The sequence below is a fragment of the Clostridium senegalense JC122 genome (assembly GCF_000285575.1).
GTDB classification, from domain to species: domain Bacteria; phylum Bacillota; class Clostridia; order Clostridiales; family Clostridiaceae; genus Clostridium_J; species Clostridium_J senegalense.
On sequence record NZ_HE611051.1, the window covers coordinates 401,758 to 426,622 of the forward strand.

The 24,865-nt window shown below is 26.8% G+C and carries 23 protein-coding genes and 2 riboswitches; of the genes, 5 read left to right on the forward strand and 18 right to left on the reverse strand.

The genetic code is table 11. The features are described 5' to 3' along the window. Positions 1-375 precede the first annotated feature (375 nt). The 7 genes from CSGHG_RS10040 to CSGHG_RS10070 are packed head-to-tail and all read right to left on the reverse strand — an operon-like array spanning position 376 to position 4,153. Positions 376-651 (reverse strand): hypothetical protein, encoded by a 276-nt coding sequence (locus CSGHG_RS10040; protein ID WP_010294658.1) that lies wholly within the window; start codon positions 649-651, stop codon positions 376-378. 5 nt (positions 652-656) lie between these two features. Further along, complete coding sequence (locus CSGHG_RS10045) at positions 657-977, reverse strand: hypothetical protein (RefSeq protein ID WP_010294661.1); 321 nt, start codon at positions 975-977, stop codon at positions 657-659. Continuing rightward, positions 964-1,728: an ABC transporter ATP-binding protein gene (locus CSGHG_RS10050; RefSeq protein WP_010294663.1), complete on the reverse strand. Its 765-nt coding sequence runs from the start codon at positions 1,726-1,728 to the stop codon at positions 964-966. Before CSGHG_RS10050 ends, CSGHG_RS10045 begins: the two co-directional genes overlap by 14 nt. A gap of 51 nt (positions 1,729-1,779) precedes the next feature. After that, positions 1,780-2,487, reverse strand: a complete 708-nt coding sequence (locus tag CSGHG_RS10055) for a hypothetical protein (protein WP_010294666.1) — start codon at positions 2,485-2,487, stop codon at positions 1,780-1,782. A 23-nt stretch (positions 2,488-2,510) separates the two neighbouring features. Continuing rightward, the gene (locus CSGHG_RS21905) at positions 2,511-2,711 is read right to left on the reverse strand and encodes a hypothetical protein (RefSeq protein WP_010294668.1); all 201 of its coding nucleotides are present in this window, start codon (positions 2,709-2,711) and stop codon (positions 2,511-2,513) included. Continuing rightward, positions 2,683-3,249, reverse strand: a complete 567-nt coding sequence (locus CSGHG_RS20460) for a hypothetical protein (protein WP_010294670.1) — start codon at positions 3,247-3,249, stop codon at positions 2,683-2,685. Before CSGHG_RS20460 ends, CSGHG_RS21905 begins: the two co-directional genes overlap by 29 nt. Further along, positions 3,242-4,153 (reverse strand): ABC transporter ATP-binding protein, encoded by a 912-nt coding sequence (locus tag CSGHG_RS10070; protein ID WP_010294672.1) that lies wholly within the window; start codon positions 4,151-4,153, stop codon positions 3,242-3,244. The genes CSGHG_RS20460 and CSGHG_RS10070 overlap by 8 nt, the downstream gene beginning before the upstream one ends. Positions 4,154-4,371: 218 nt before the next feature. On the opposite strand from CSGHG_RS10070, the gene CSGHG_RS10075 reads away from it, so the two are divergent. The 3 genes from CSGHG_RS10075 to CSGHG_RS21915 all read left to right on the forward strand — a co-directional run bounded on the left by CSGHG_RS10075 (position 4,372) and on the right by CSGHG_RS21915 (position 6,061). Next, complete coding sequence (locus CSGHG_RS10075; RefSeq protein WP_010294674.1) at positions 4,372-5,046, forward strand: response regulator transcription factor; 675 nt, start codon at positions 4,372-4,374, stop codon at positions 5,044-5,046. Positions 5,047-5,351: 305 nt separating this feature from the next. Then, the gene (locus CSGHG_RS21910) at positions 5,352-5,624 is read left to right on the forward strand and encodes an ATP-binding protein (RefSeq protein ID WP_052314795.1); all 273 of its coding nucleotides are present in this window, start codon (positions 5,352-5,354) and stop codon (positions 5,622-5,624) included. A 53-nt stretch (positions 5,625-5,677) separates the two neighbouring features. Next, positions 5,678-6,061: an ATP-binding protein gene (locus CSGHG_RS21915; RefSeq protein WP_052314796.1), complete on the forward strand. Its 384-nt coding sequence runs from the start codon at positions 5,678-5,680 to the stop codon at positions 6,059-6,061. A gap of 40 nt (positions 6,062-6,101) precedes the next feature. On the opposite strand, the gene mgtE is transcribed toward CSGHG_RS21915, so the two are convergent. From mgtE to CSGHG_RS10095, 3 genes are all read right to left on the reverse strand, one after another. Then, positions 6,102-7,448: a magnesium transporter gene (mgtE, locus tag CSGHG_RS10085; RefSeq protein WP_010294677.1), complete on the reverse strand. Its 1,347-nt coding sequence runs from the start codon at positions 7,446-7,448 to the stop codon at positions 6,102-6,104. A 203-nt stretch (positions 7,449-7,651) separates the two neighbouring features. Further along, positions 7,652-7,814, reverse strand: a riboswitch (M-box (ykoK) riboswitch). 202 nt (positions 7,815-8,016) lie between these two features. Then, positions 8,017-9,255, reverse strand: a complete 1,239-nt coding sequence (locus tag CSGHG_RS10090; protein WP_010294680.1) for a metal-dependent hydrolase family protein — start codon at positions 9,253-9,255, stop codon at positions 8,017-8,019. 346 nt (positions 9,256-9,601) lie between these two features. Next, complete coding sequence (locus CSGHG_RS10095) at positions 9,602-10,756, reverse strand: MFS transporter (protein ID WP_010294684.1); 1,155 nt, start codon at positions 10,754-10,756, stop codon at positions 9,602-9,604. Between the two features lie 485 nt (positions 10,757-11,241). Between CSGHG_RS10095 and CSGHG_RS10100 the strand changes: the two genes are divergently transcribed. Continuing rightward, complete coding sequence (locus CSGHG_RS10100) at positions 11,242-11,991, forward strand: DL-endopeptidase inhibitor IseA family protein (protein ID WP_010294685.1); 750 nt, start codon at positions 11,242-11,244, stop codon at positions 11,989-11,991. A gap of 169 nt (positions 11,992-12,160) precedes the next feature. Further along, on the forward strand, positions 12,161-12,904 hold the full coding sequence (locus CSGHG_RS10105) for a 3'-5' exonuclease (RefSeq protein WP_010294687.1): 744 nt from the start codon (positions 12,161-12,163) through the stop codon (positions 12,902-12,904). Positions 12,905-12,962: 58 nt separating this feature from the next. Here CSGHG_RS10105 and wecB read toward each other — a convergent pair whose 3' ends face one another. The 8 genes from wecB to whiA form a co-directional block, all read right to left on the reverse strand. Beyond that, the gene (gene wecB, locus CSGHG_RS10110) at positions 12,963-14,069 is read right to left on the reverse strand and encodes a non-hydrolyzing UDP-N-acetylglucosamine 2-epimerase (protein WP_010294689.1); all 1,107 of its coding nucleotides are present in this window, start codon (positions 14,067-14,069) and stop codon (positions 12,963-12,965) included. Between the two features lie 239 nt (positions 14,070-14,308). Next, positions 14,309-15,529, reverse strand: a complete 1,221-nt coding sequence (locus CSGHG_RS10115) for a dicarboxylate/amino acid:cation symporter (protein ID WP_026022309.1) — start codon at positions 15,527-15,529, stop codon at positions 14,309-14,311. Positions 15,530-15,824: 295 nt separating this feature from the next. Continuing rightward, positions 15,825-17,561, reverse strand: coding sequence for an adenine deaminase (gene ade, locus CSGHG_RS10120; protein ID WP_010294691.1), 1,737 nt, complete (start codon positions 17,559-17,561; stop codon positions 15,825-15,827). Between the two features lie 206 nt (positions 17,562-17,767). Continuing rightward, positions 17,768-17,869: riboswitch (purine riboswitch) on the reverse strand. Between the two features lie 90 nt (positions 17,870-17,959). Beyond that, complete coding sequence (locus CSGHG_RS20470; RefSeq protein WP_010294693.1) at positions 17,960-20,044, reverse strand: 5'-nucleotidase C-terminal domain-containing protein; 2,085 nt, start codon at positions 20,042-20,044, stop codon at positions 17,960-17,962. A gap of 103 nt (positions 20,045-20,147) precedes the next feature. After that, the gene (locus CSGHG_RS20475) at positions 20,148-21,932 is read right to left on the reverse strand and encodes a 5'-nucleotidase C-terminal domain-containing protein (protein ID WP_010294694.1); all 1,785 of its coding nucleotides are present in this window, start codon (positions 21,930-21,932) and stop codon (positions 20,148-20,150) included. A 192-nt stretch (positions 21,933-22,124) separates the two neighbouring features. Next, complete coding sequence (locus tag CSGHG_RS10135; protein WP_010294695.1) at positions 22,125-22,415, reverse strand: Dabb family protein; 291 nt, start codon at positions 22,413-22,415, stop codon at positions 22,125-22,127. Between the two features lie 184 nt (positions 22,416-22,599). After that, complete coding sequence (locus CSGHG_RS10140) at positions 22,600-23,910, reverse strand: DRTGG domain-containing protein (RefSeq protein WP_010294698.1); 1,311 nt, start codon at positions 23,908-23,910, stop codon at positions 22,600-22,602. 3 nt (positions 23,911-23,913) lie between these two features. Continuing rightward, positions 23,914-24,864 (reverse strand): DNA-binding protein WhiA, encoded by a 951-nt coding sequence (gene whiA / locus CSGHG_RS10145; RefSeq protein WP_010294699.1) that lies wholly within the window; start codon positions 24,862-24,864, stop codon positions 23,914-23,916. Position 24,865 lies beyond the last annotated feature (1 nt).

Genomic DNA, 24,865 nt, shown 5'->3' on the forward strand with positions numbered 1-24,865 from the left:
CATCTTTATATGTATTATCCTTTGTAATCACAAAACTAAATTTATAATCATTTTAGAATTTTTACTGTATCATAATATATGGAAGATGTAATACTCAAAATAGTTACTGCACAAGCTATTACTACAGTGTTAATAGTTAAGATTTTGGCATTACTGCTCAATTTATTACTTATATCAGATATAAATATTAAATTTTCTCCTCTATAATATAATTTTTTAGACTTTTTTAAAACACTTACTAGGATAACTATGGTACTAAAAAAGAAAAATAAGTTCCTATTATGTTAATAATTAGCACTAGAAAACAAAAATCTAATGAGGACCTTATTAACGGAGTAAGTGCTAAAACATATGATGTAATTATTAGTATTACTCCTAAAGTACATTTAAAAATAGATTGATTTTTACACATAACTTTTTCTTTTTATTTTTCAATAATTCTATCAATTCATATGTTGTTATAAGTTTATAACTTTTGATTTCTGAAATTATAAAAAATATGCTTATAATTATTAATGTAATTATTAATTCTTTAAAGTTTATATTTATTGAAGCATATTGCTTATTTTTAGATAAAGTAAAAATAAGCATTAACATTAACTTTGATAATATGGTTGCTAAAAATATTCCTAAAGTTGAAGCTATAAACAATACTATTAACTTTTTATTAAAAAGAAAAAATAAACCTTCTTCTTTCTAACACCAAGCATCCTATATACACCTATTTGCTTTTTTATTCTGTTTACTAAATTAACATTACTTAATCCTAAAAGAATACCAAAAATAATTGTAAAAATTATAATTGAATAAATAATTAACATAATAAAGAAAATACCTATTTCTTTAGAAAAATTTTTATCACCTATAATAATTAATGTACATATAGCAAAAACATAACAAATTAATATAAAAAAATATTCTTTAAAACTTGCAAAATCTTTCTTGAAATTTTTAAGAAAGTCTTTAACAAATTTCATTTTTTATTCCCCCAAGCATTGCAATCATATCTGTTATTTTAAAATAAAATTCTTCTTTACTTTCACCTTTTACTATTTCAGTAAATATCCTTCCATCTTTTATAAATAAAATTCTATCTGCATAACTAGCTGCCAGTGGATCATGTGTAACCATAATTATTGTTATCTTATATTCCTTGTTTAAATTTTGTAAATTACTTAAAAATATTTTACAACTATTAGAATCAAGTGATCCTGTTGGTTCATCTGCTAAAATTAATGATGGATTCGTTATAATTGCTCTACAAGCCTCAGCTCTTTGTTTTTGACCACCTGAAATTTCATAAGGATAATTACTTAACACATCATAAATACCTAATTTTTTAGTTAAATCTTCAACCTTACTTTCCATTATTTCTACTTCCTCATTTTTAAAAGTTAATGGTAATATTATATTTTCCTTTATAGTTAAAGATTCTAAAAGGCTTGTCTCTTGAAATATAAATCCTAACTCCTCTTGTCTAAGTTTTGATATTTCCTTATCATTAAGTTTATTTATGTCTATATTATTTAAAAGAACACTTCCATCTGTAATACTATCAACACTAGAAATTATATTTAACAACGTAGTTTTTCCTGACCCTGAAGGCCCCATTATCCCTATAAATTCTCCCTTATCAACAGTAAAACTTATATTTTTAAGTGCTTTAAATTTATTATTTCCAAATCCATAAATCTTGCTTACATTATCTACCACAAGTATATTATCCATATAACTTCTCCTTAAAACTGTTAAATTATATCTTTAATGTTATATATTATATTATAATTCTTTTTTATGCAATATATAACAATTAGTTGCAAATACAACCATACTAAATATAATTAATACACTAACTTGAGAAAAAGTATATATTTTGCTTTGAAACATCATATTAGTTGAATAAAATGGTAAATTTTCTATTATTGTTTTTACTCCATCACTTAATCTTGAAGATTGTAGTGCATTTCCGAAAAGAGCTAATATTAAATCGAAGTAGCATATATAAGTTACTATTGCACCAATATTGCTATTATCAGCTAACATAGTCATTAAAAATATACTTAAAGCTAAGCTACAACTATAAAGAATAAAATATGATAAATCTTTTATACTATTTATAAAATTCATTGAATCTAAACCTGTATTAGAAATAATACTAACAACTATACTTCCTAACATAAGTGCTATATAAAATATAATTGAATTTATAATTATTGAAATTAATTTAGATAGAAATATTTGAAACCTACTATAAACTCCTGAATATAGTACTCTATTAACATTTTTTTCAAAACCTTTTCCTAATATGAAAAAATTAGTTATTAAGATTCCATAGGACAACATGTTGTTAAAATTTCCTGGAAAACTTTCTATATTACGGCTTCCCAATATAGCCATTAAACAACATATTATTATAATTAATACTATGTTTCTATTTTCCTTAAATACTTTTCTTTCCTTTAAAGTTAAATCAAAAATTTTATTCATATCTATTTTGCTCCTTTTACAAATTATTTAATCTCTCTTTTATTCATTATTAATAAGGAAATTATAGAAAATGCTATTCCCCAGCAAATCATAACTAATACTCCATTTAAATTACTTCCATTCATTAATTCAGAAGTTATATAAAAAGGTGTTTTAGTAAATATATATAAGCCTGTTGGTACTTCCACTAACTTATTAACCATTACTACAAACGCTGCTGCCAAAAAAATTTACTACTCCTAAAATCAAGCTACCTACAACTACAGTTATTTTTGTTTCATAAGTTATAGATACTATAACCATAGCTAATGCCCCTATAGTGAACGTTGTTGCCACTAAAGCTATTAATAATCTTAAATGATTCAGATGTATAAAACTTTCAATGCCTAATTTATTAGGTATTGAAAGTGCTGCAAACAATCCGTTAACCTCTGTCGTAATCCACACTATTACCCCTAATAAAATTAAAGAAATTATTTTAGAAATCATTATTTCTGTTCTTGTAAAAACTCCTGAAAATATTGTTTTTGTTGTATTATGTTCTATATCATTTGCTAATACTAAAAAGCTTAGATATACTATACCAATATATAACATACGCAAAAATTCAAAATTATAACAATTAATATCGTATCCACCAGGTTGTATAAAGAAAATCCATATAGCGGAATATATAAAGCATAATATTGTTCCTAAAATATATTGTTTAGATTGAAGTATGTTTTTAATAGTTTTCCAAGATAAATTTAATAATTTAAACATTTATATCACCGCCTACTGTTTTCATAAATTTTTCTTCTAAACTTTCCTTCTCTTCATAAACACTTGTAAATAAAATTCCATCATTTATAAGTTCTTTTATAATTTGTTGAATCTCAATTTTATTTTTTTGTATTTTTACTTTATCTACATCTTCAGTTGAAAACTCTATATTTTTTTCTTTAAAAAATCTTTTAAATTCTTCTATATTTTTAGTTTCAAAAACAGTAGTAGCTATTTCACTACCTTTGTTTTTTAAATCCTCGCATCTAATTACTTCGCCCTTTTGCATAAATATAACTCTGTCACAAAGCATCTCAATTTCTGAAAGTATATGACTTGATATTAAAACTGTAGTTTTCTTTTTTTCTGAAATATATTTTATAAATTTTCTTATTTCTATTATTACATTTGGATCTAATCCATTAGTAGGTTCATCAAGTATAAGTAATGGTGGGTATGAAAGTACTGCCTGTGCAATACCTAATCTTTGTCTCATACCTAAAGAATATGTTTTTACTTTTTTATTAATAGCATCTTCTAAACCTAACATTTTTACAATTGTAGAAATTTCATCATTATTTTTCACTCCTGATATTTGAGCGAAAAACTCTAAATTTTCATATCCAGTTAAATTAGGATATAATCCTGGAGTTTCTATAACACATCCTACTTTTTTTGTTTTACTTTTTTTCATGTTCATAATATTTTCATTTTGTATAAAAACTTCTCCATCATACTTATTAGTAAGTCCAGTTATTATTTTCATAATAGTTGTTTTGCCTGCTCCATTTGGTCCAACTAACCCAATGATTTCACCTTCATTGATAGTGAAATTAATATTTGAAAGCACAGTCCTTGTTCCATACTTTTTAGTTACATTGTTTATTTTTAAAATATTATTCATAATTTTTTCCCCCTAGTCATTTATGTTTTAATCTATTTATATTTTATCGTCTTATTAGGGCCCTATCCATTTCATTACATAACAAACTCTACCTATAAACTTACATTTTTGTAATATTATAATGCTTATTTTCTATTTTTCACTTTATTATAAAGAGAAATGTATTTATAATTGTATTGTAAGTAAAAAATGTATTTTTACGGTAAGGACGGTGTATTATGTTTAAGATACTTATAGTGGAGGATGATTTAGATTTATCTAATCAATTAACTATTCATTTAAACAAATGGGGTCATAATTCAAAAGCTGTGGGAAACTTTCAAAATATTTTGCCAGAATTCAAAGCATTTAATCCTAATTTAATTCTCTTAGATGTGAATTTACCTTTCTATGATGGTTTTTACTGGTGTAATGAAATAAGAAAAATTTCAAAAGTGCCTATAATTATTATCTCTTCTAGAGATTCTAATATGGACATAATAATGGGAGTTAACTTCGGTGCAGACGACTATATTAGCAAGCCTTTTTCTTTTGATGTACTTTTAGCAAAAGTTAATGCTATTTTAAGAAGAAGCTATAATTTCACAAGTGACTCTAATGATATTTTGGTACATAATGATGTAACTTTAGATTTGACCCAAGGCATTGTATATTATAATGATCAATCTATAGAACTTACTAAAAATGAACTTAAAATTATTTCTATTCTTATGAAATATAATAAACAAATTGTCTCTAGAGATAAAATTATGGAAAAACTTTGGGATAGCTCTTGTTTTGTCGATGATAATACTTTAACTGTAAATGTGAATAGGTTAAGAGGTAAACTTAAAGAACTGGGATTAGAAAATTTTATTGAAACAAAACGTGGAATAGGATATATAATCAGTTAAATGAACTTTTTAAAATTTATTAAAGACAATAAAACCTTTTTTATATTTGACAGCAGTTTTTTAGTATTTCTATATTTAATTATTATTTGTTCTCCTATTACAGGAGATATCTTTAATATATTCTCATACATATTCATAATTAATATTTTATTTTCTTCTTTATATTTGTTGTATTTATATAATAAAAGAAAAAATTTTTAATATTACTATATTCGTCTTTAGAAAATAAAAATTTCAATGAATTATCTAAACTAAATAAAACTTATGAGGAGAGTTTATATTTTAATTTATTTAAATCTCAAAATATGATATATGAAGATACTTTAAAGACTTTTATAGATAAATATACTGAAAATGAGGAATTAATAACATTATGGATTCATGATATAAAAATCCCTATTTCTATAATTAAACTAGTTATAGATGAAAATATGGATTTGAGCTTTGAACCAACTCTTAAAGACATTGATTTTCAAGTTAGAAATATAGATGATTCTTTAAATAAATTACTTTATTTAACCAGATTAGATGATTTTGATAAAGATTTTATAATATCAAATGTTAATATTAAAAAATAATAGAAAAAGTTATAAGTAAACATGCTAAGTATTTTATATCAAAAAAGCTTAAATTGAAACTTATTAATTTAGATTATTACATATTAACTGATGAAAAATGGCTATTTTTTGTAATTGATCAATTAATAAGTAACTCTATAAAGTATGTTAATTACAACGGATGTATCTTAATAAGATGCCATATAGAAAATAATAATCTTATTCTTACAATATATGATAATGGCATAGGTATTAAACAAGAAGACCTTTCAAGGGTTTTTAATAAAGGCTTTACAGGAAATAATGGAAGAGTTAATACTAAATCTACTGGTCTTGGACTTTATCTAGTCAAATCTTTATGTGATAAAGTAGGCTATACTATTTTTATTAAATCTAAAATTAATTGTTATACCGCTGTGTCAATTGGTTTTCCTAATTTTTCTGATAAAAAAATATAAGAAAAAAGAAGCTCTTTAATTATTTTGAGCTTCTTTTCTCTTATATTAAATATTGTATAAATACTGTTGCTAATCCTAAGAAAAAGAAAAATCCTAAAACATCAGTAGCTGTTGTTACAAAAACTGCTGATGCTAATGCTGGATCTATTTTTAATTTTTTAAGTGTCAATGGAACTAAAAATCCTGCTGTCGTAGCTACTGTCATATTTAAAATCATAGCCAGTCCAATAACCAATCCAAATACAGGTTTTCCAGACCAAATTCCACCTATTATAGAAATACATATCCCAACTGAAAGTCCATTGGTTAAACCTACACCTATTTCTTTAAAGAAAATCTTTTTAGCATTTTCAAAATTTAATTCCCCTAGGGCTAATCCTCTAACAACTATTGTTAATGTCTGCGTTCCTGCATTTCCACCCATGCCTGCAACTATTGGCATAAATGTAGCTAATATAACAACTTTACTTATAGTTCCTTCAAACATACTTACTGTTGCTGAAGCTAACATAGCAGTAAGTAGATTAACAAATAACCATGGAAGTCTACTTCTTACAGATTCAAAAAGTGTTCCATTAACTTTTTCACTTTCACCAACTCCACCTAAACGATGTATATCCTCAGTTGTTTCATCTCTTAAAACATCTATTATATCATCAACGGTTACAATACCTAGCATCTGCTTTTCATCATTTATAACAGGCATTGTTAAAAACCCATATTTTTCAAACCTATGTGCAACTTCTTCCTGGTCCATGTCATGATGGACACTTATAACGTTGCTATTTAAAACATCAATAATTAATGTATCAAAAGGACTTACAACTATTTCTCTTAATGATACAACACCCTTTAACTTTTCATCTTCATCTACAACATACAGATAATATGCACTTTCTGCATTTGGAGCAACTTTTTGAAGATATTTTAATGTTTCTTTCACAGTCATATTTTCTTTAATTGAAATATATTCTGTTGCCATTATACCACCAGCTGTATCTGGCGCATAAGTAAGCAATTGTTTAACATCTTCAGCTTCTTCAACTGGCATGTTATCTAAAATTTTCTTAGATTCAATTTCATCTAAGCTACCTAGCAAGTCTGCGATTTCATCAGATGACATTTCTTTTAATATATTTTTTTGCTTTTTCTCGGAAAAATTCACCAAAAGTGCATATTTTTCTTCATCATCTTCTTCGTCTATAACTTCTGCGATTAGCCATTCTGGTATTCTATGAAGTATTTTGATTACATCTACAGCCTCTATTTCATGTAGTACATCTAATATGTCTGCTGGATGTATATCCTCTATTATTTCATCTATTCCCTTTTGTGAACCGTAAAGTAATAACCTTTTTAATTCTTCCCTGTCCATTTCAAGTTTCATCAAACTCCTCCTTTAAATTAAGAGAAGCCTTGGAATAAAAAGTGTATAAATGAATTCAAGGCTACTCTTATATATTTACTTGTAAAATTGCACCTACTATAAGGGTCGCTGTCCATTTATATCACCTCCCAAATTTATAAAAAACTATTAAATATCATTAAAAACAATAAAAAAAGACCTTCCAGCTCCTTGCTAAAAAATCTAGTATCTTTTAGTTGTAGAGCTTTAGCACTATAAAGCTTAGACTTATCGTCAGCTACATTAAAAATTACCTTTGCGATAATTCCTGTTAACCCATTGGAATCTCTCGATTTTTCTGGGCAGTAGCATGTGTCTTTATAGGAGCCTCACCTAACAATTCAATTTTTCTTCCACATATAATATTATTCCTTTAAATAATACATGTCAAATCAAATTTTATATTTTTAAATCTTATTATAAATTCTTCATAGCATTATTTCTCTAAATTTATAATAAGATTTTCATTGATAAATTAAATCAAAAACATAGCTAAATAGCAAAAAAGGATATTCAAAATAAATTTTAAATATCCTTTTTAAATAATTAATTATTTTTCTTTAACAAAAGTTCCTTCTTTCATTATTACATCCATTTTATCAACAGATATATTTTTTATATCCTCTAATGGGTTTCCATCTATTACAAGAAGATCAGCAAATTTTCCTTCTTCTAATGTTCCTGTTATTTTATCTATTCTAAGCATTTCAGCTCCATTTTTAGTAGCAGCCATTATTGTCTCCATTGGTGTTAAACCTGCCTTATTTAATGCATACATTTCAGTGATTGCATATTTACCATATGGAGTTAAACTACTACAAAACGAATCTGAACCTACTGTAATTCTAATACCTTTTTTATTTGCATTCTGAAGATTATCTATTATACGATTCAATTCTTTTTCTGCAATTGTTGCACCTGGATATTTATCATGTATTGGTCTATATGGTGGTTCATATACTGTAAACCACTCAAAGAAGAATTGAAGAGTTGGACAGAAAGTAATATCTTTTTCTTTCATTATCTCAAGACATTCCTCATTTAATTCTTGTCCATGTATAATTGCAGAAACTCCTGCTTTACAAGAATTTAATGCTCCCTCATATCCTTCTGCATGTGACCAAACTGGTAATCCTACCATTTTACATTCATCAACAACTGCTTGTATTTCTTCCATACAATAGTGTGAATCTGCTTTAGCATCTAATCTCCATATGCCACCACCTGTTGACCATATTTTAATTGCATCTGGATTTTCACGTAATCTTTTTCTTATAGCTTTGCGAAGTTCCCAAGGTCCATCGATACGTTCTGCCCAAGGATGAGAATCGTTGTTGTAATCTAATGGTAATCTATGTGAATCACCATGTCCTGCTGTTCTACAAAATCCTAATCCTGTAGTTACAACACGTGGTCCTGGTATTATGCCTTCCTCTATCATATTACGAATATGTATTCCCGAACGTGAGATTTCTCCTACAGATGTTAATCCATGTTCTAATGCTTCACGTGCTTGAGCAACTGCTACTATTGTTTTTTGTATAGGTGGTTCAAGTACCCAGTCACTATCATTATCAGTTAAGTTTCCACTAAAGTGAAGATGACTATCTATTAATCCTGGCATAATAGTCTTGCCATTTATCTGTACTTTTTCATAATCATCCTCAATCGTTTTCATTGCTCCTGCATAAACGATTTTCTTGTCTTCAACAAGTACTAGTGAATTTTCTATTGAATCTTTTCCTGTTCCATCTATTAGCAATCCGCCAACAAATGCAATTTTACTCATAAAAATTCCCCCTAAATTGTATAGGTTTATTTTCTGATGTTTCAAATTCATTAATATTAAAATTGTTTAAACCTATGCAAATTTCTAAAATTTTATTAAGCATATAAAAAATAAAATATCAATATTCTAAACAAATAAGTTAGAATACTAATCTATTATTTATTTAATTATGCCTTTTATTAAAACATCACTTTTAGTATATATTAATTGGGATTTTTTATCTATATAAAATTTAAACTTTATTAACATAAATTTAAATTTTATGTTATATTTTCTTGTTAAATAATTTCTATCAAAAAACTGTACTAAGTTCTATGTTTTTCAACTTAGTACAGTATTATTTAAATTACTTTTTGATTAATATTTTACTATTTTTTATTAAAATATATCCTATTAAAAATACGATACAATTAAGAATTACACATATTATTAAAGCACTATTTACAGATATTTTTGCAAAAAAACCGATTATTATATTGCAAATTGCAGCTACTATGTTACCTATCATTGCATAAGCTGATAATATTGTAGCTCTATTAATAGAATCTATACTGGCATTTTTTATAGTTTCTGTTAATGGTTGTGTAATTGCAAAAGATCCTTCAATAATAAATATTAATCCTATTGTTATATAAGAAATGTTATTAATTATCAATATGCTATTAGCTACAATAATTAATATTATAGCTAAAATATAAGTGTTGTTTCTTCCTATACGTTTTTTCACTACATGTGCTCTAATTGCTATAAATGTAGCAATTTGCATAATTGCCGCTAATATTCCAAACCACTTCATATCTATTCCACTTCTTATATACAGTGGTTGATTTAAAAATACACAAATACTATGAGTAGTTTCCGAAATAACTGCTATTAAAACGATAAAAATCAAAATTTTTTTATTTACTAACGAAAACTTTAAACTTTCTATTATAGTTTCTTTTTTTTCATCACTCTCAAATTTTACATCTTTTAAAAAAAAGCTTAATAAAAAAGTTACTACATAGGCCATTATTGTAACTAATGCTAATAAATCTAAGGATTTTTTAACCATTATCCCGCTTAAAAGTGACGATATTAGAAAACCTAATGTAGAGCATCCACTATATCTTCCGAAGGTCTTATCACTATCTTCTTCCTTTATCGATCCATATAATATTGCACTATCGCATCCTGAAATTCCTGAAATAGCTAACGCAGCTAATATTGCTTCTAACAAAAACATATTAAATGACTTTGCATAATAAAAAGCTATTTTTGACAATAAAAATAATCCAAAAGAAATATTTAAAGTCTTTTTATATCCTATTTTATCTCCAATAATACCCCAGGGAATTTCAAAAAACATCATAAGCAACACAAATATACTTTCCAAAAAGAATATTTCATTTAATTGAAGCCCTCTATCCAATCTATAAATAGTTGCGAAAGCTCCATAAAACACTAGACCTTGAAAAAAGGCTATAATATATAATATATATTTATTTTTTAATCCTTTCATAATCGCCCTCCATTATTCTAAACACTTAGGATTCCAAGTTTCGTTTTTAATTTATCTAATATAAATAAAATTATTTTTATTAACAAATCAAATTTTAAACTTATATTCCTATATTTATTTGCATAACAAATAAACCTAAAAACCTAGGTTCTTTTAAAATTCACATCACAAAATTATACTTCTGTAATGCTATTTAACTTGTTAGTACAAATCAATGTTTAGATGCGACCATAAAGGCATTCCCCTTTCAATTGTATATTCAAGTAAATTATACCATAATATCCAATATAGTTTTTAATAATATTTTATTAATTTCTTTTTATATACTTACATTAAGTTAATTATTAAAAATTTAATTTTTTAGTAACATTGTGAACTGTATATTAATATATTACTAAGAGAAAGATAGTATTTTAATGAAAATTTATACATTTGAACTTTTTTATGTTGTTTTATAAATTTAAATTTATTAGGAGTTGAGCATTTTGAAAAAATTAATTTGTATTCTAATTTCTCTATGTACTATTACTTTTATTGGGTGTTCTAATAATTCTAACGAAAATTTAAAACCTAAGGACACTTCTAAGGCTGTCAATTTGCAAACAAAAAAAGATTCATCTAAAAAAGATGTCAGTAATTCTACAAATAAAAAAGAAGCAATTCCATCTAAAGATGCTTCTAAATCAAATGATAGTTCAAAAGATGTAGAAACTATAGTTAACAATCTTTCAAAAGAAGATGATGCTAATAATGAAAATGCATCTAATTCAGAAAAAGTAAATCCTGAAACTGTTAAAGAAAGTCCTTCTATTTCTGAATCTGAAATCATGAATCTTATAAATAATGGTGAACAAGCTTTAAGGTCCATATTTAAAGGCTCTGCCTATTATTCCAAAAACATTATAATTAAAAATGATGTTTATTATGGTGAAGTTACTGATTTTAGTTCAAGAGAGGAAATGGCCGATTCTTTAAAACCATATTTCACTAATGAAGCTATAAATTCACTTTTAGATAAGTATTTAATAACCGAAAATGGGAAATTGTATTTTACTATAGGAGATGCTGGTAGACGTGTTAACTATGCTGATTCTCAAAGAAATATTGAATACAATGAAAATCAAATAACTGTAACTTTTTCTCGTGTATATTCTGAAAATGACATAGGCAAAGAAGTAAAAACTCTTCAACTTATTGATGGCAAATGGTTATTTACAAACTTTTGGTATGTTTAATATAATTTATATAAGAGAATACCCTTTATGTTCTTTTATTTTTAACCAAAATTTTTTTAATTATTATGCTAAGTTTTCAACTTAGCTTTTTTGTATTTTCAAATTTGTTATAATGTGCTGCTTTTAGTGATATACTTATTATATAAGTTTAATATTATTGGAGTAGAAAATGAATTATATAATTTTTGATTTAGAATTTAATCAAATCACAAATACTAGCAAAAATGATTTAAAATCTAATACTGACTGCCCTTTTGAAATAATTCAAATTGGAGCAGTAAAATTAGATAAAAACTTTAATTTAATTGATAGGTTTAATTCTTTTATAAAACCACAAATATACTCTGAACTTAATCCTATTATTGAAAAATTAACTTCTATAAATATTAATATTTTAAATAATGGTGATAATTTTGAAGATGTTTATAATTCTTTTACTAATTTTGTTTCTTCTAATGATATCTTTGTTGTTTGGGGAGCTTGTGATATGAAAGAATTATTTAGAAATGCCAAACATTATAATTTAGATGATTCATTATTACCTAAAAAATTTATTGATATTCAGAAATATGCATCTAAATACTTTAATTATAAAAAAGGTAAAGTTATAGGACTAAGTACAGCTATAGATTTACTATCTATTTCTGTTGATGGGAATTTTCATAATGCTTTAAATGATGCTTTATACACATCAGAAATATTTAAAAAATTATATAAAAATGATATTATCCCAACCATATATGAGATTACTAAAAGTACTAGTCGAAAGACTAATAGTACTTCCAAGGTTGATTTAGAAGGATTACTTAATCAATTTGAAAAAATGCTTAATAGAAAAATTACTAAAGAAGAAAAATATATAATTAAAACTGCATATTTTATGGGCAAAACTAATCAATTTAATGTTGATTAGTAATAAAAGCTATGAAATTTATATAAATTTCATAGCTTTTATTCTATACTCAAATAACTTATTCTTGTTTAAATCTTTCTATTATATAGTCAACTATATATTTACTAGCATTACCATCTCCATATGGATTATTAGCCTTTGCCATTTTATTATATTTTTCTTCGTTATCTAATAATTCTTTAGTTAAATTATAAATATTTTTTTCTTTTGTTCCTGCTAATTTTAACGTTCCTGCTAATATCCCCTCAGGTCTTTCTGTAGTATCTCTTAAAACTAAAACAGGCTTTCCAAGTGATGGTGCTTCCTCTTGAATTCCACCACTATCAGTCATTATTATATATGCTTTATTTAAAAAATTATGAAAATCCAATACTTCTAAAGGTTCAATAAGATGTACCTTTTGATTATTCCCTAAAACTTCATTAGCAATTTCTCTTACAATAGGATTCAAATGCACAGGATAAACCACTTGAACGTCATCAAACTCATCAACAATTCTTTTTATAGCCTTAAACATATTTTTCATAGGTTCTCCTAAATTTTCCCTCCTATGAGCAGTTAAAAGAATCATTCTGTCACTTCCAATTTTATTAAATATAGGATGATAGTATTCATTGTTTACCGTTGTTTTTAAAGCATCTATAGCTGTATTTCCTGTGACATATATGTTTTCTTCTTTTTTTCCTTCTTTAATTAAATTTTTCTTAGATATTTCAGTAGGTGCAAAATGCATATCTGCTATTATGCCTGTAACCTGTCTATTTACTTCTTCTGGGAATGGAGAATACTTATCATAAGTCCTTAGTCCTGCCTCTACATGACCAACTGCAACCTGATTATAAAAAGCTGCTAAGCTACCAGATAGAGTTGTTGTTGTATCTCCATGAACTAAAACTATATCAGGTTTAACCTCTTTTATAACGTCATTTAACTTTTGTAGTGCATTTGTTGTTATATCAACTAATGTTTGACCTTTTTTCATTATATTTAAATCATAATCTGGATTTATATCAAATGCAGTTAATACCTGGTCCAACATTTCTCTATGCTGTGCAGTAACACAAACAACACTTTTAACATTTTCCCTACTATTTAATTCTTTTACTAAAGGTGCCATTTTTATTGCTTCCGGTCTTGTCCCAAACACAGTCATTACCTTTATCATTACATTTCCTCCTTAAATCAATACACTTTTAATAGTAACCTTATACTCTATCCATTATACCTGCTTATATTATCATACTTAATATTATTTTTTATATAATAATTTTACAGTATATATTATCCTTTGTATCTATTATACTTAAAAACTCTTTTTTTACACAAATTTGTACACATTACTAATTTTAATATATAAAAATAGGAAATTTAACATAATTAAATTTCCTATTTTTTTGAAATATTTTATTTATCATCTATAAATTTTGATATTAGCATGGTACAAACTGTATTCCCTGCTGAATTTATAAGTGTAGCAGGAGCATCAATAATTGTTGCTATAACAAGCATAATAGCTAATCCTTCTGGTGGAAATCCAAATATACTTAGAATAAGCATTTCACCAATTGCTCCACCACCTGGAACTGCACCTACTACAGCACCAATTAGAAGACCAACAATTAAAATTGTAAATAATGTACCAAAATCATCAGTACTTCTTCCAAATATCCCAAATAAAAACATTATCTTAAATATACCACCTACTACAGAGCCGTCTTTGTGTATATTGACACCTAATGGCATAATAATATTAGCAAGAGTATCTGAAACCCCCATCTTTTTTGCCGCTCTAATATTAGCAGGAATACAAGCTGCACTTGAACAAGTAGCAATTGCTGTAATTGATGGTTCTGCTGCATTTTTCCAAAATAATTTTATTCCTTTTTTTCTATCTGCTACATAAGCATAAAAAGTAAAAAATCCAAAATAATATATAATTGTTATAGCTAAATATAATACAAATACCTTAGCATAACCCTGTAAAATTTGACTGCCTAATTGTCCTATAACTGAGGCAAAGTAAGCTCCTAATCCAATTGGAGCATAATACATTATTAAACTCATCATTTTCATTGTTACTGCTGCTCCACTATTTAAAAATGAAGCAAAAGGTTTACCATCTTCTTTAGATAACATTGTAGCAAATCCAATTAACATAGAAAATATTATTAATGCAAGAAGATTACTTCTTGATAATAACTCTGAAAAATCTTTTACAGTTATACTAGAAACAATTTTTTCAAATATACCAACATGTTCAGTCGCATTACCTTCAAAATTACTCATAATCTCTTTAAATATAGATGGATCTAATCCTTTAGTTGGATCAAATAACTTAAAACTTACAACACCTATAATACCTGCAATAGTAGCAGTAATAGCAAAAACTACTATAGTCGTTCCTAAAATCTTACCTAGTTTTTTAGAATTATCCATATTCGCAATAGCAGAGGATATACTAAAAAACACTATCGGTACTAATAATGAAAATATTAAATTTAAAAATAAATTTCCAAAAGGCTCAAAAACTATAGCTTTTTCTCCCATCGTTAATCCTATAATTCCACCAATAAAAATTGATGCAAGTAAAATTAATGATGACTTATAATTTTTTAAAAATTTCACTCTCATCTTACCTTTCTACATGTTTATTAAATAAACTCATAAACACTCAATTCAAACCCCTTTTTATTATACAAGTTACAGTCAAACTTGAAAATACATTAATGTAACTTGGTATATTTTGTATAAAATTAAGCTTTAATTTATAATATTATAAATATAAAAATAATTTACAAATCTAATTGTTATTTAAAAAAATGCTTAAAAATGATAATTAATTTACCATCCCTAAGCATTGATTTCATAAATTATAATTTAAACATAAATAAATTGAAGTTTAAGTTTTCATACTTATTTACTACTGTGCAACATCTATAAATTTAAATTCTTTTACATCAAATAAACCTTTATCTGTTATTTTTAAATTTGGTATTACTGGTAACGATAAAAATGATAATGTTAAAAATGGATTAAAATCTATATCTGGTGCAATTTTTTCTACTGCTTTATGTAAATTATTTAAATCCCTAACTACATCTTCACTACTTCTTTTTGTTATTAATCCACCTATTTCTAATTGTATAGATGCTAATACCTTATTATTATGTACAACTATTATTCCTCCACCTATTTTCTCAAGTTCTTTAGTTGCAAATAATATATCCTCATCATTACACCCTGCTACAATCATATTATGAGAATCATGTGCTATAGTAGTGGCTATGGCTCCTTTTTGTATTTTTAATCCATTTATTATACCTAACCCAACATTTCCCATTCCTTTATGTCTTTCTATTACTGCTATCTTCAATAAATCCTTAGTTATATCACTTTCAAACTTCTCTTTATTTGTTAATTCACTTTTATTTATTTTCAAATGATTACTCTCTAATTTATTTGGTATAAGACCTATGACATTTATATGGTTTTTATTTTTTAAATCTATGGAGAAACTTTTTAAATCTAAATATGGTAATTTAACACTATTATATTCATTAAAATTATAAGTTTTATTTTTTAAGTCCCAAACTATTTCATTATCCTTTAAAACAACTTTCCCATTTTTATATACCATATCGATTGAGAAATTATTTAAATCATTTAAAATTAAAAAATCTGCTATATATCCTGGTGCTATTGCCCCTTTATTTTTTAACTTATAACATTCAGCAGTATTTAAAGTAGCCATCTGTATAGCTGTTTCTGGTTTTAATCCATATTCTATAGCCATCCTTATAGAATGATCTATGCTTCCATTTTTCATCAAATCATCTATATGTTTATCATCTGTACACAAACATACTCTTCTAGAATTTGATATACTTGTTGCTTTTATTAACTCTTTTAGGTTTTTTGCAACTGTACCTTCTCTTATTAAAACATACATTCCTCTTCTAAGTCTTTCAATAACTTCTTTTGCATTATGACACTCATGATCCGTTGTTATACCTGCAGTACTATATGCATTTATCATATACTCATCAAATCCTGCACCATGACCATCTATTACTAAATTTCTCTCTTTTGCATCATATATTTTGTTAATCATTGAATCTTCACAATTAAATACAGCTGGACTATTCATAACTTCGGCCAAACCTAAAACATTATCTTTTTTATATAAAGGTAATAAATCTTCACTTTCTAAAACTGCCCCTGAACTTTCAAATCCCGTAGCAGGAACACAAGAAGATAACATAAAATAATAGTCTAATGGTAAATCATCACTCAATTCCATCATAAGTTCTATGCCCTTACATCCTAAAACATTTGCTATTTCATGAGGATCTGTAACCATTGATGTTATTCCATGCTTAATTGCAGCCTTGTAATATTCATTTGGAGTTGTTAATGACGACTCTATATGTGCATGTCCATCTATAAGTCCTGGACATATATATTTTCCAGTTCCATCTATTATTTCTTTTCCATCATATTCTCCAAGACCAACTATATATCCATCTCTAATCGCTACATCACATATAAATGTATCATTTTGAAATACATCAACTACTGTTATATTCTTTATTACTAAATCACTTAACTCTTTATTTATTGAGCTTCGAATTTGTCCTTTTAATATTTCTTTTTTCATTATTCAATCCACCTTATAAAATATTTAACCTTCGTGGATATAAGACTATAAGTGAATTTTTTAAACTTATATACGGTTTCTAGTTCACTTTTAAAATTACTTTAAAATCTGAACAGACCTAAAAAGTTATGCAAGCTTTTAGTTATTCAACAAACTTAATTTAAAACTTGTAACACTATATACTTTTCAATTAATAATAAACTTAGCCAAGTATATTCTGTCTTCATAGCTATACTATTTACGGTAGTATTGTAGAAACGTCTAACCCATATTATTAGACTTATACGAAGGTTATTGTTCCTATTATATTTAAAAGGATTTTTTATGTCAACAGAAAAGTTTTTTTAACATAAAAATAGATAGTAAATTGTATAAAAATTTACTATCTATTTTACAAACTAGCCTATTTTCTTAAATTTATTTTTGTTAATATATAAAGTAATTCCAGCACCTAATATTAAAAATATTACTCCTAGTTCAATTATATCTTTAGTACCATATTTTGAACCTGTTTGTGGTAAACTTTTATCATTATTTTTTTTATTATTTGTGCTACTTTCTTTATTACTAGAGTCCTTATTTGGCTTTTCTTCAGGTTTAATCTCTGGTTTCCCATTAGGATTTTCTTTTGAATCATCCTTAGGATTTTCTAGTTCTGGTACAAAATCTTTTATATCATCCCATGTTATACTTCTTATGTTTTGACTTCTTCCATCTTCACTTGTAGGTATATTTACTTTTCCTTCATTAATAAGGCGAACTGCAGCCTCTCTTTTATCTGGATCAAAATTATAACCTGTAATCTTCCAATTATTATCTACATCAGGTTGTATTTTACCACCTTTTTCATTTATTATATATTCTCTTATTAAATCTCTAACTGCACTAACTTCATCATCTGCTGTTTTGTGTATAACTTCTACATTATCATCTTTAAATAAATCGCCTAAAAGTCTAGTACTTGTTCTATAATCATTAGCTGTTAAGTAAATCACATCATTATCATTAACTTTAGTTCCATCCTCATAAGTTAAATTTTCTATTCTTTGTCCAGTTGGCTTAGATATATTAATGTCATAATTAACTCCCGCAAACATATCATATTCATATCCTCTCATTTCAGGATTAAAGGATACTGTTAAATCTCCATCTTTATATTGATTATAATAATTTGCTGACCATTCCATATATTTTTTAAGTTGAGTTCCATTAATCTTTAAAGTATATAATGTATTATCAAACTTATATATTTTAACTACATCACATTTTCTTATTGTTCCTTCATTAATATTAGCACTTGGACTAAATAATGCTGCTGAAGTAATGTTCCTTGCTCCCTCTGGAATATGTTTCTTTGTGTAATATAACTGTGTATTTAGTATTAAATCCATAACTGCAGTATCTTGTATTTGTCCTTGAGTTATTCCCTTTATTTCATCTTGTGGAGCTAAATTTCCACCTGTTAAAGTTCCTATGATTTGAGTAGCTTCTTCTACTGCTTTATCATGGAAAGGTTTAAGTTTTTCATTTAATTCTTGATCAATAGGATAATCTTTTACATTTACAATATCAGATTGCTTATCAATTACACTATATTTGCCATCTTTATTTTTGCTTACTTTTAAGTTTATTTTTGAAACTTGTTCCCCTTGTTTACCTGGTTCTGTTATTAATACCCCATTTACAATATCTCCTGGTATTTTTGAATGTGCATGACCACATATTATAGCCGCTAATTCCGGACAAGCATTTGCTAAATCTGTTGCATTATCCCCATCAATATATTCTTTATTCTTACCCATATGAACTGTTGCAATTATTACGTCAGCTTCATTATTAGATTTTATTTTATCTATTGCTTTTCTTGTTTCACTTACAGGATCAGTAACTTTATATCCTGGCAACTTAGGACCATCCCATTTTAGTATATTGGGTGTAGTCATACCTATGTTAGCAATCCTTACCCCATCTATTTCTTCAATTACATATGGCTGTCCTAATAAGCTTTCATCTGGTTTATAAACATTTCCACATAAAACCTTCATTTTTTCAGGCTTATTTACTGTTTTTTCTACAACTTTATCACCATAATTAAACTCATGATTTCCTAATGTCCAAGATGTATAACCAATCTCGTCCATGGCGTATAACATTGGATGTATATCATCATTTATAAATAAGTCTGACATATTATCTTGCACGGTGTCCCCTGCGTCTACTATTATTGTATTTGGATTTTCAGATTTAAGCTGTTTAAATAATGATGATATTTGAGTTAACCCACCTTTTTTTTGTTCTTCATTACTTGCATAATCATGAGACATAAACCATCCATGTAAATCAGATGTTCCTAAAACTTGAATTTCTTTAACCTCATTATTAGCAAATGCCTTCGTTGGAATACTTCCTAAAGTTAATGAAGTTACAATAGATAAAGCTACAACTGTTGCTATTTGCTTTTTTCCTTTTAATTTTTTTAACATAAGAATCCCCCATTATAATAGATTTATTAATTTATGTATCTAAAAGTGGATAATTAATCCTTATCTTATTAATTATCCACCTTTAACTTATTTTTAATTATACTTATGCAGCATCATTTTTATCTTTTTTCTTGCTTACTATCATTATAAATGCAGCTGAAGATACCAATATAAATCCTAGTATTAACATATCAGTATTTCCTCTTGCAGCACCTGTTTGAGGTAGCTTCCCTTCTTTATTTCTATTATTTGAAGAAGGCTTAGTAGCTGGTTTTACTTGTGGTTTCACCTCTGGTTTTACTTCAGGTTTCACCTCTGGTTTTTCTTCAGGTTTTTCTTCAGGTTTTGGTCCTTGAACAAGATTATTTCCATAAGTATGTGATAATGTACCTTCTGTTTTGAATTTTTCTACTAAAGAATCTCTTAGTGGCACCATTGTATCTTTAACATTTATAGCTCCTGAAAAGTCATAATTATCTCCACCACCATAGATCATATCGTTAGTTGCTAATGTGTAATATTTATCCATTTCCACTGGTGTTCCATCTAATAAATCCATTGAAAGTATTCTATCTCCAAACTCTTTATTTGGATCATAATATACTTTTAAGCCATAGAATTGACCCCAACCATAGTTAGCTGGTGCTATTCCATTTTCTATAACTTTTTTTAAATCTGAACCCTTTATTTCCATAGTTACAAGTGTATTATCAAAAGGTAATACTGTATACATGTCTCCCATAGTTAAAGTACCTTTTGATAATGGTGCTCTTATTCCTCCACCATTCATGACACAAATTTGAGTACCTGCAACTTCTGCTAAATTTTTACTTATAAATTCACCTAGTTCAGTTAATCCCTTACTTCTATCATGAGGTAAGTCTACTGTTAAATCTGCTATTTTTTCATCTAATAATGGTTTTAAATCTAACAAATAATTTTCTACCATATTTTTAGTTTCAGCATCTTCAACTAATGTATCTGCTCTTTCATATAAAACATCTACAGACGGTGCTATAGATTTTATAGTTTTATCTTCATTTAAACTTATCTGAAGTTTTGCTATTGCTCTACCATTATTCATACCTTGTACTATAGGTACATCATTTACTATTCCTGAAATTTTAGTATGTGAATGAGCTGATACTATAGCATCTAATCCTTCTACTGATGCTAAATTGGCAACTTCACCTGTTATACTTCCATCTTCAGATTGTTTTCCACCTATATGTGTTAATGCTATAACAACATCTACTTTTTCTTCTTCTTTTAATTTTTTGCTTAATTGTGTAGCAATTTCTACTGGATCTTTAAATGTTAATCCTTGAATATTTTCAGCTTTAGTTGCGATTGCAGTATCTGGTGTTATAAGTCCTATAAATCCTATTTTAACACCATCAACTTCTTCTATAGCATATGGTTTTACCCATGAAACTGTATCATTAGTTGAATCATCATAAAGATTTGCTGCTAAAAAATTAAAATCTCCTTGTTCTTGCCAATTAGGTATCTTATCTCTTCCCCAATCAAACTCATGATTTCCCAATGCAGAATATTTAAGACCTAATATTTTTATCATATCTGCCACCGGTTGTCCTTCTTTCAAGTTAGACATAGGACTACCTTGGAATAGGTCTCCACCACTTACTACTACAGTATTAGGATTTTCACTTTTAAACTTTTTTAATTCTCCTATTAATTTTGCTGCTCCAACATTTTTTCCTGATTCTTGTAATGCACCATGAAAATCATTGAAACTTAAAATATTGATAACCTTTTCACTTTCGCTAGCCAATACGTTTTCTGCATCAAATTGGAAAACAAGAGAAAACATCATTATAAATGCTAGCAAAAACGAACATTTTTTTAAACTTTCTTTTCCTTTCATAAGTATCCCCCTTAATGAAATGTTTTTGTAATAATTATACACTATTTAATTAAATATTGTAACACTTTTACGTATTTTAACTTATATTGTATATTATTTGTCGAAATTTGAAATATTTATATATTTTATTATATAATTTAAAAAGCTGCTTAAAATATATAACAAATATATTTTAAGCAGCTTTTTTAACATTTAATTATGATAATCTATAGCTTTAGAACTTTCAATCATTTCTTTTAACGGAGCTAAAACATGATTAACATGATATGGATGAGATTGATAAATATTCATATCCTCTAAGGAATTAAATTTTGTCACAAGTGCAACATCATAAGATCTTTCTGTATGTAATTCATCTACACCTACTTCTAAGTATTTTAGGCAATCTATTTTTCCATTCATACTTAAAAATATTTCTTTTGCTTTTTTTAAATTTTCGTCACTTGGATTTTTTAGTTTAAAAAATACTATATGTGTAAACATATAATCCCCCCTTATTTAGACATAATTAAATAAATAATAGACCAGTATTCTCATATATTTGCCACGAATACTTTGTCGATAAAGTCCAGCCATAGCCCCACTATGACTGAAATTCACCTCCTTTTCTCGTTATAAATATCCTTCGAATTTTTGGTATCTTATTCTTTTTATATGTCTGAAAACATTATTTTTTTAACATTTTAGCTGAAAGCATTGCCTTCGCTATTAACAATTTGTCACTATTATAAATTGATATATCTACTTTTGAATAGTATCTTCCTACATCTACAACTTCTGCATATATATCTATAACTCTTCCCATTTGAACAGGTTTCATAAAATAAGATGAAAAACTATCTATTGCAATATTTGCGTTTACGTTATTTTGTCTTAAAGCCATAGTTCCCATAGTTGATAATAACATATTTAATGCATTCCACGAAGCTGTTCCTATAGAATCTAGCATTTCTGGAACAATTTCCCCCCAAAAATGAACCTTATCTTTACTTGTTGGCTCAAACTTAAAATTTTTTATTATTAAATCATCCATAGTTTCACCAACATGTGGCTGCCTAATTGCTATCTGCATAGCTTTTATTACATCCTCACGTGAAATAATTCCAACTAATTTATTTCTATTTACAACTGGACATAACTTTATACCTTCCCAAGCCATTATATGTGCAGCATAAGCAAGTGTAGTTGTTGGCATTACAACTATAGGCTTTTTTACCATGATTGTATCTATTATATCGTCATCATTAGTATCATTAGGTATATCTGCTAATGTAACAATTCCTACCACCCTTGCTTCATTATCTATTACTGGATATCTTTCATGGCCAGTTTCTCGCACCAATTTTTTTAAAGTTTTTATAGTATCACCACTGCTAAGACAAGTAGGACTATTCCCCATAATATCTTCTACTAAAATTATATCTTTTTTTATATTATTTTCAAACAATGCCTTGTTTATCATACTTGCTACTGTAAAAGTATCATAAGTTGATGATATCAATGGCAGTCCATTTTTATTAGCTAATTCTTTTATTCTATCACTACACTCAAAACCTCCAGTTACTAAGACTGCGCATTGTTTTTCTAAAGCGAGCTTTTGTGCAAGTTCTCTGTTTCCAACAATAAACAAACAATCTGCATCTATATATTTATGTATACTTTCAACTTCCATGGCACCTATTACAAATCGTTCTAACGTTCTTTCTAACCCAGCATTTCCACCTAAAATTGTGCCTTCAACAATAGCTACAACGTCTTTAAATGTTAGTTTATCTATATGTCTTTTTTCTAATTTTTCTACTCTCACCGTTCCAACCCTAGGTATTGTATTTACTATTCCTATGGTTTCACACTCTTTTATAGCTCTATATGCTGTTCCTTCACTAACACCTAAGCCGTTACTTATTCCCCTTACAGAGATTTTAGTTCCTATATCTAATGAAAGTATAAATTTTATAATTTCTTCATGTTTTGACATTAACTACCATTCTTCCTTCCTAAGTTCTTCAGCTATTTTTTCAATTCTTCTTAATCTGTGATTTACCCCAGACTTTCCTACAGGTGGATTAAGCATAGCACCTAATTCTTTTAATGACTCATCTGGATATTCTAATCTTAATTCTGCTATTTCCCTCAAGTTTTTAGCTAGTCTATTAAGGCCTATTTCCCTTTGAATAAGCTTTATACTCTCAATTTGTCTTACCGCTGCATTTACAGTTTTACTTAAATTAGCAGTTTCACAATTAACAAGCCTATTTACATTATTTCTCATCTCTTTCATTATTCTTATATTTTCTAATTCTAAAAGAGAACTATGAGCACCTATTATATTTAATAAATCTACAATTTGTTCTCCCTCTTTTATATATACAACATAACTACTTTTTCTTTGTATAACTTTAGAAGATAATCCATATTCATTTATTAATTTGCTTAATTCATTAGCATAATCTAAATTATGAGTTACAAATTCTAAATGGTATGTTTTTTCTGGATTACTTATGCTACCCCCACCTAGAAATGCACCTCTTATATAAGCTCTTTTAGCATTAACATCTTCAACCATACTTTTAGAAATTGTATAATTCAGACTAAAAAAACTTTCTTCAGTAAGTATACCTACATCTAATAGTAACTGCTTTACATTCATATCTTCTTTTATCATAACTATATAAACATTATTTTTCTTTAATGAATTACTTCTTTTTACTATGACTTGAGTGTGTATATCAAAATGCTCTTTTAACAACTTGAATATTAATCTAGCTATAGCAGGATTTTCAGTTATGATTTTAAAATTCAAGCTTCTATTAGCTCCTATACCTAATGTACCACTAGCTCTCATTATACCTGAAAGCTCTGCTATAGCTTCTTCTTTACTTAATTCTACATATCTACAAACTTCATTTTTTACCTTTAGTGAAAATGACATC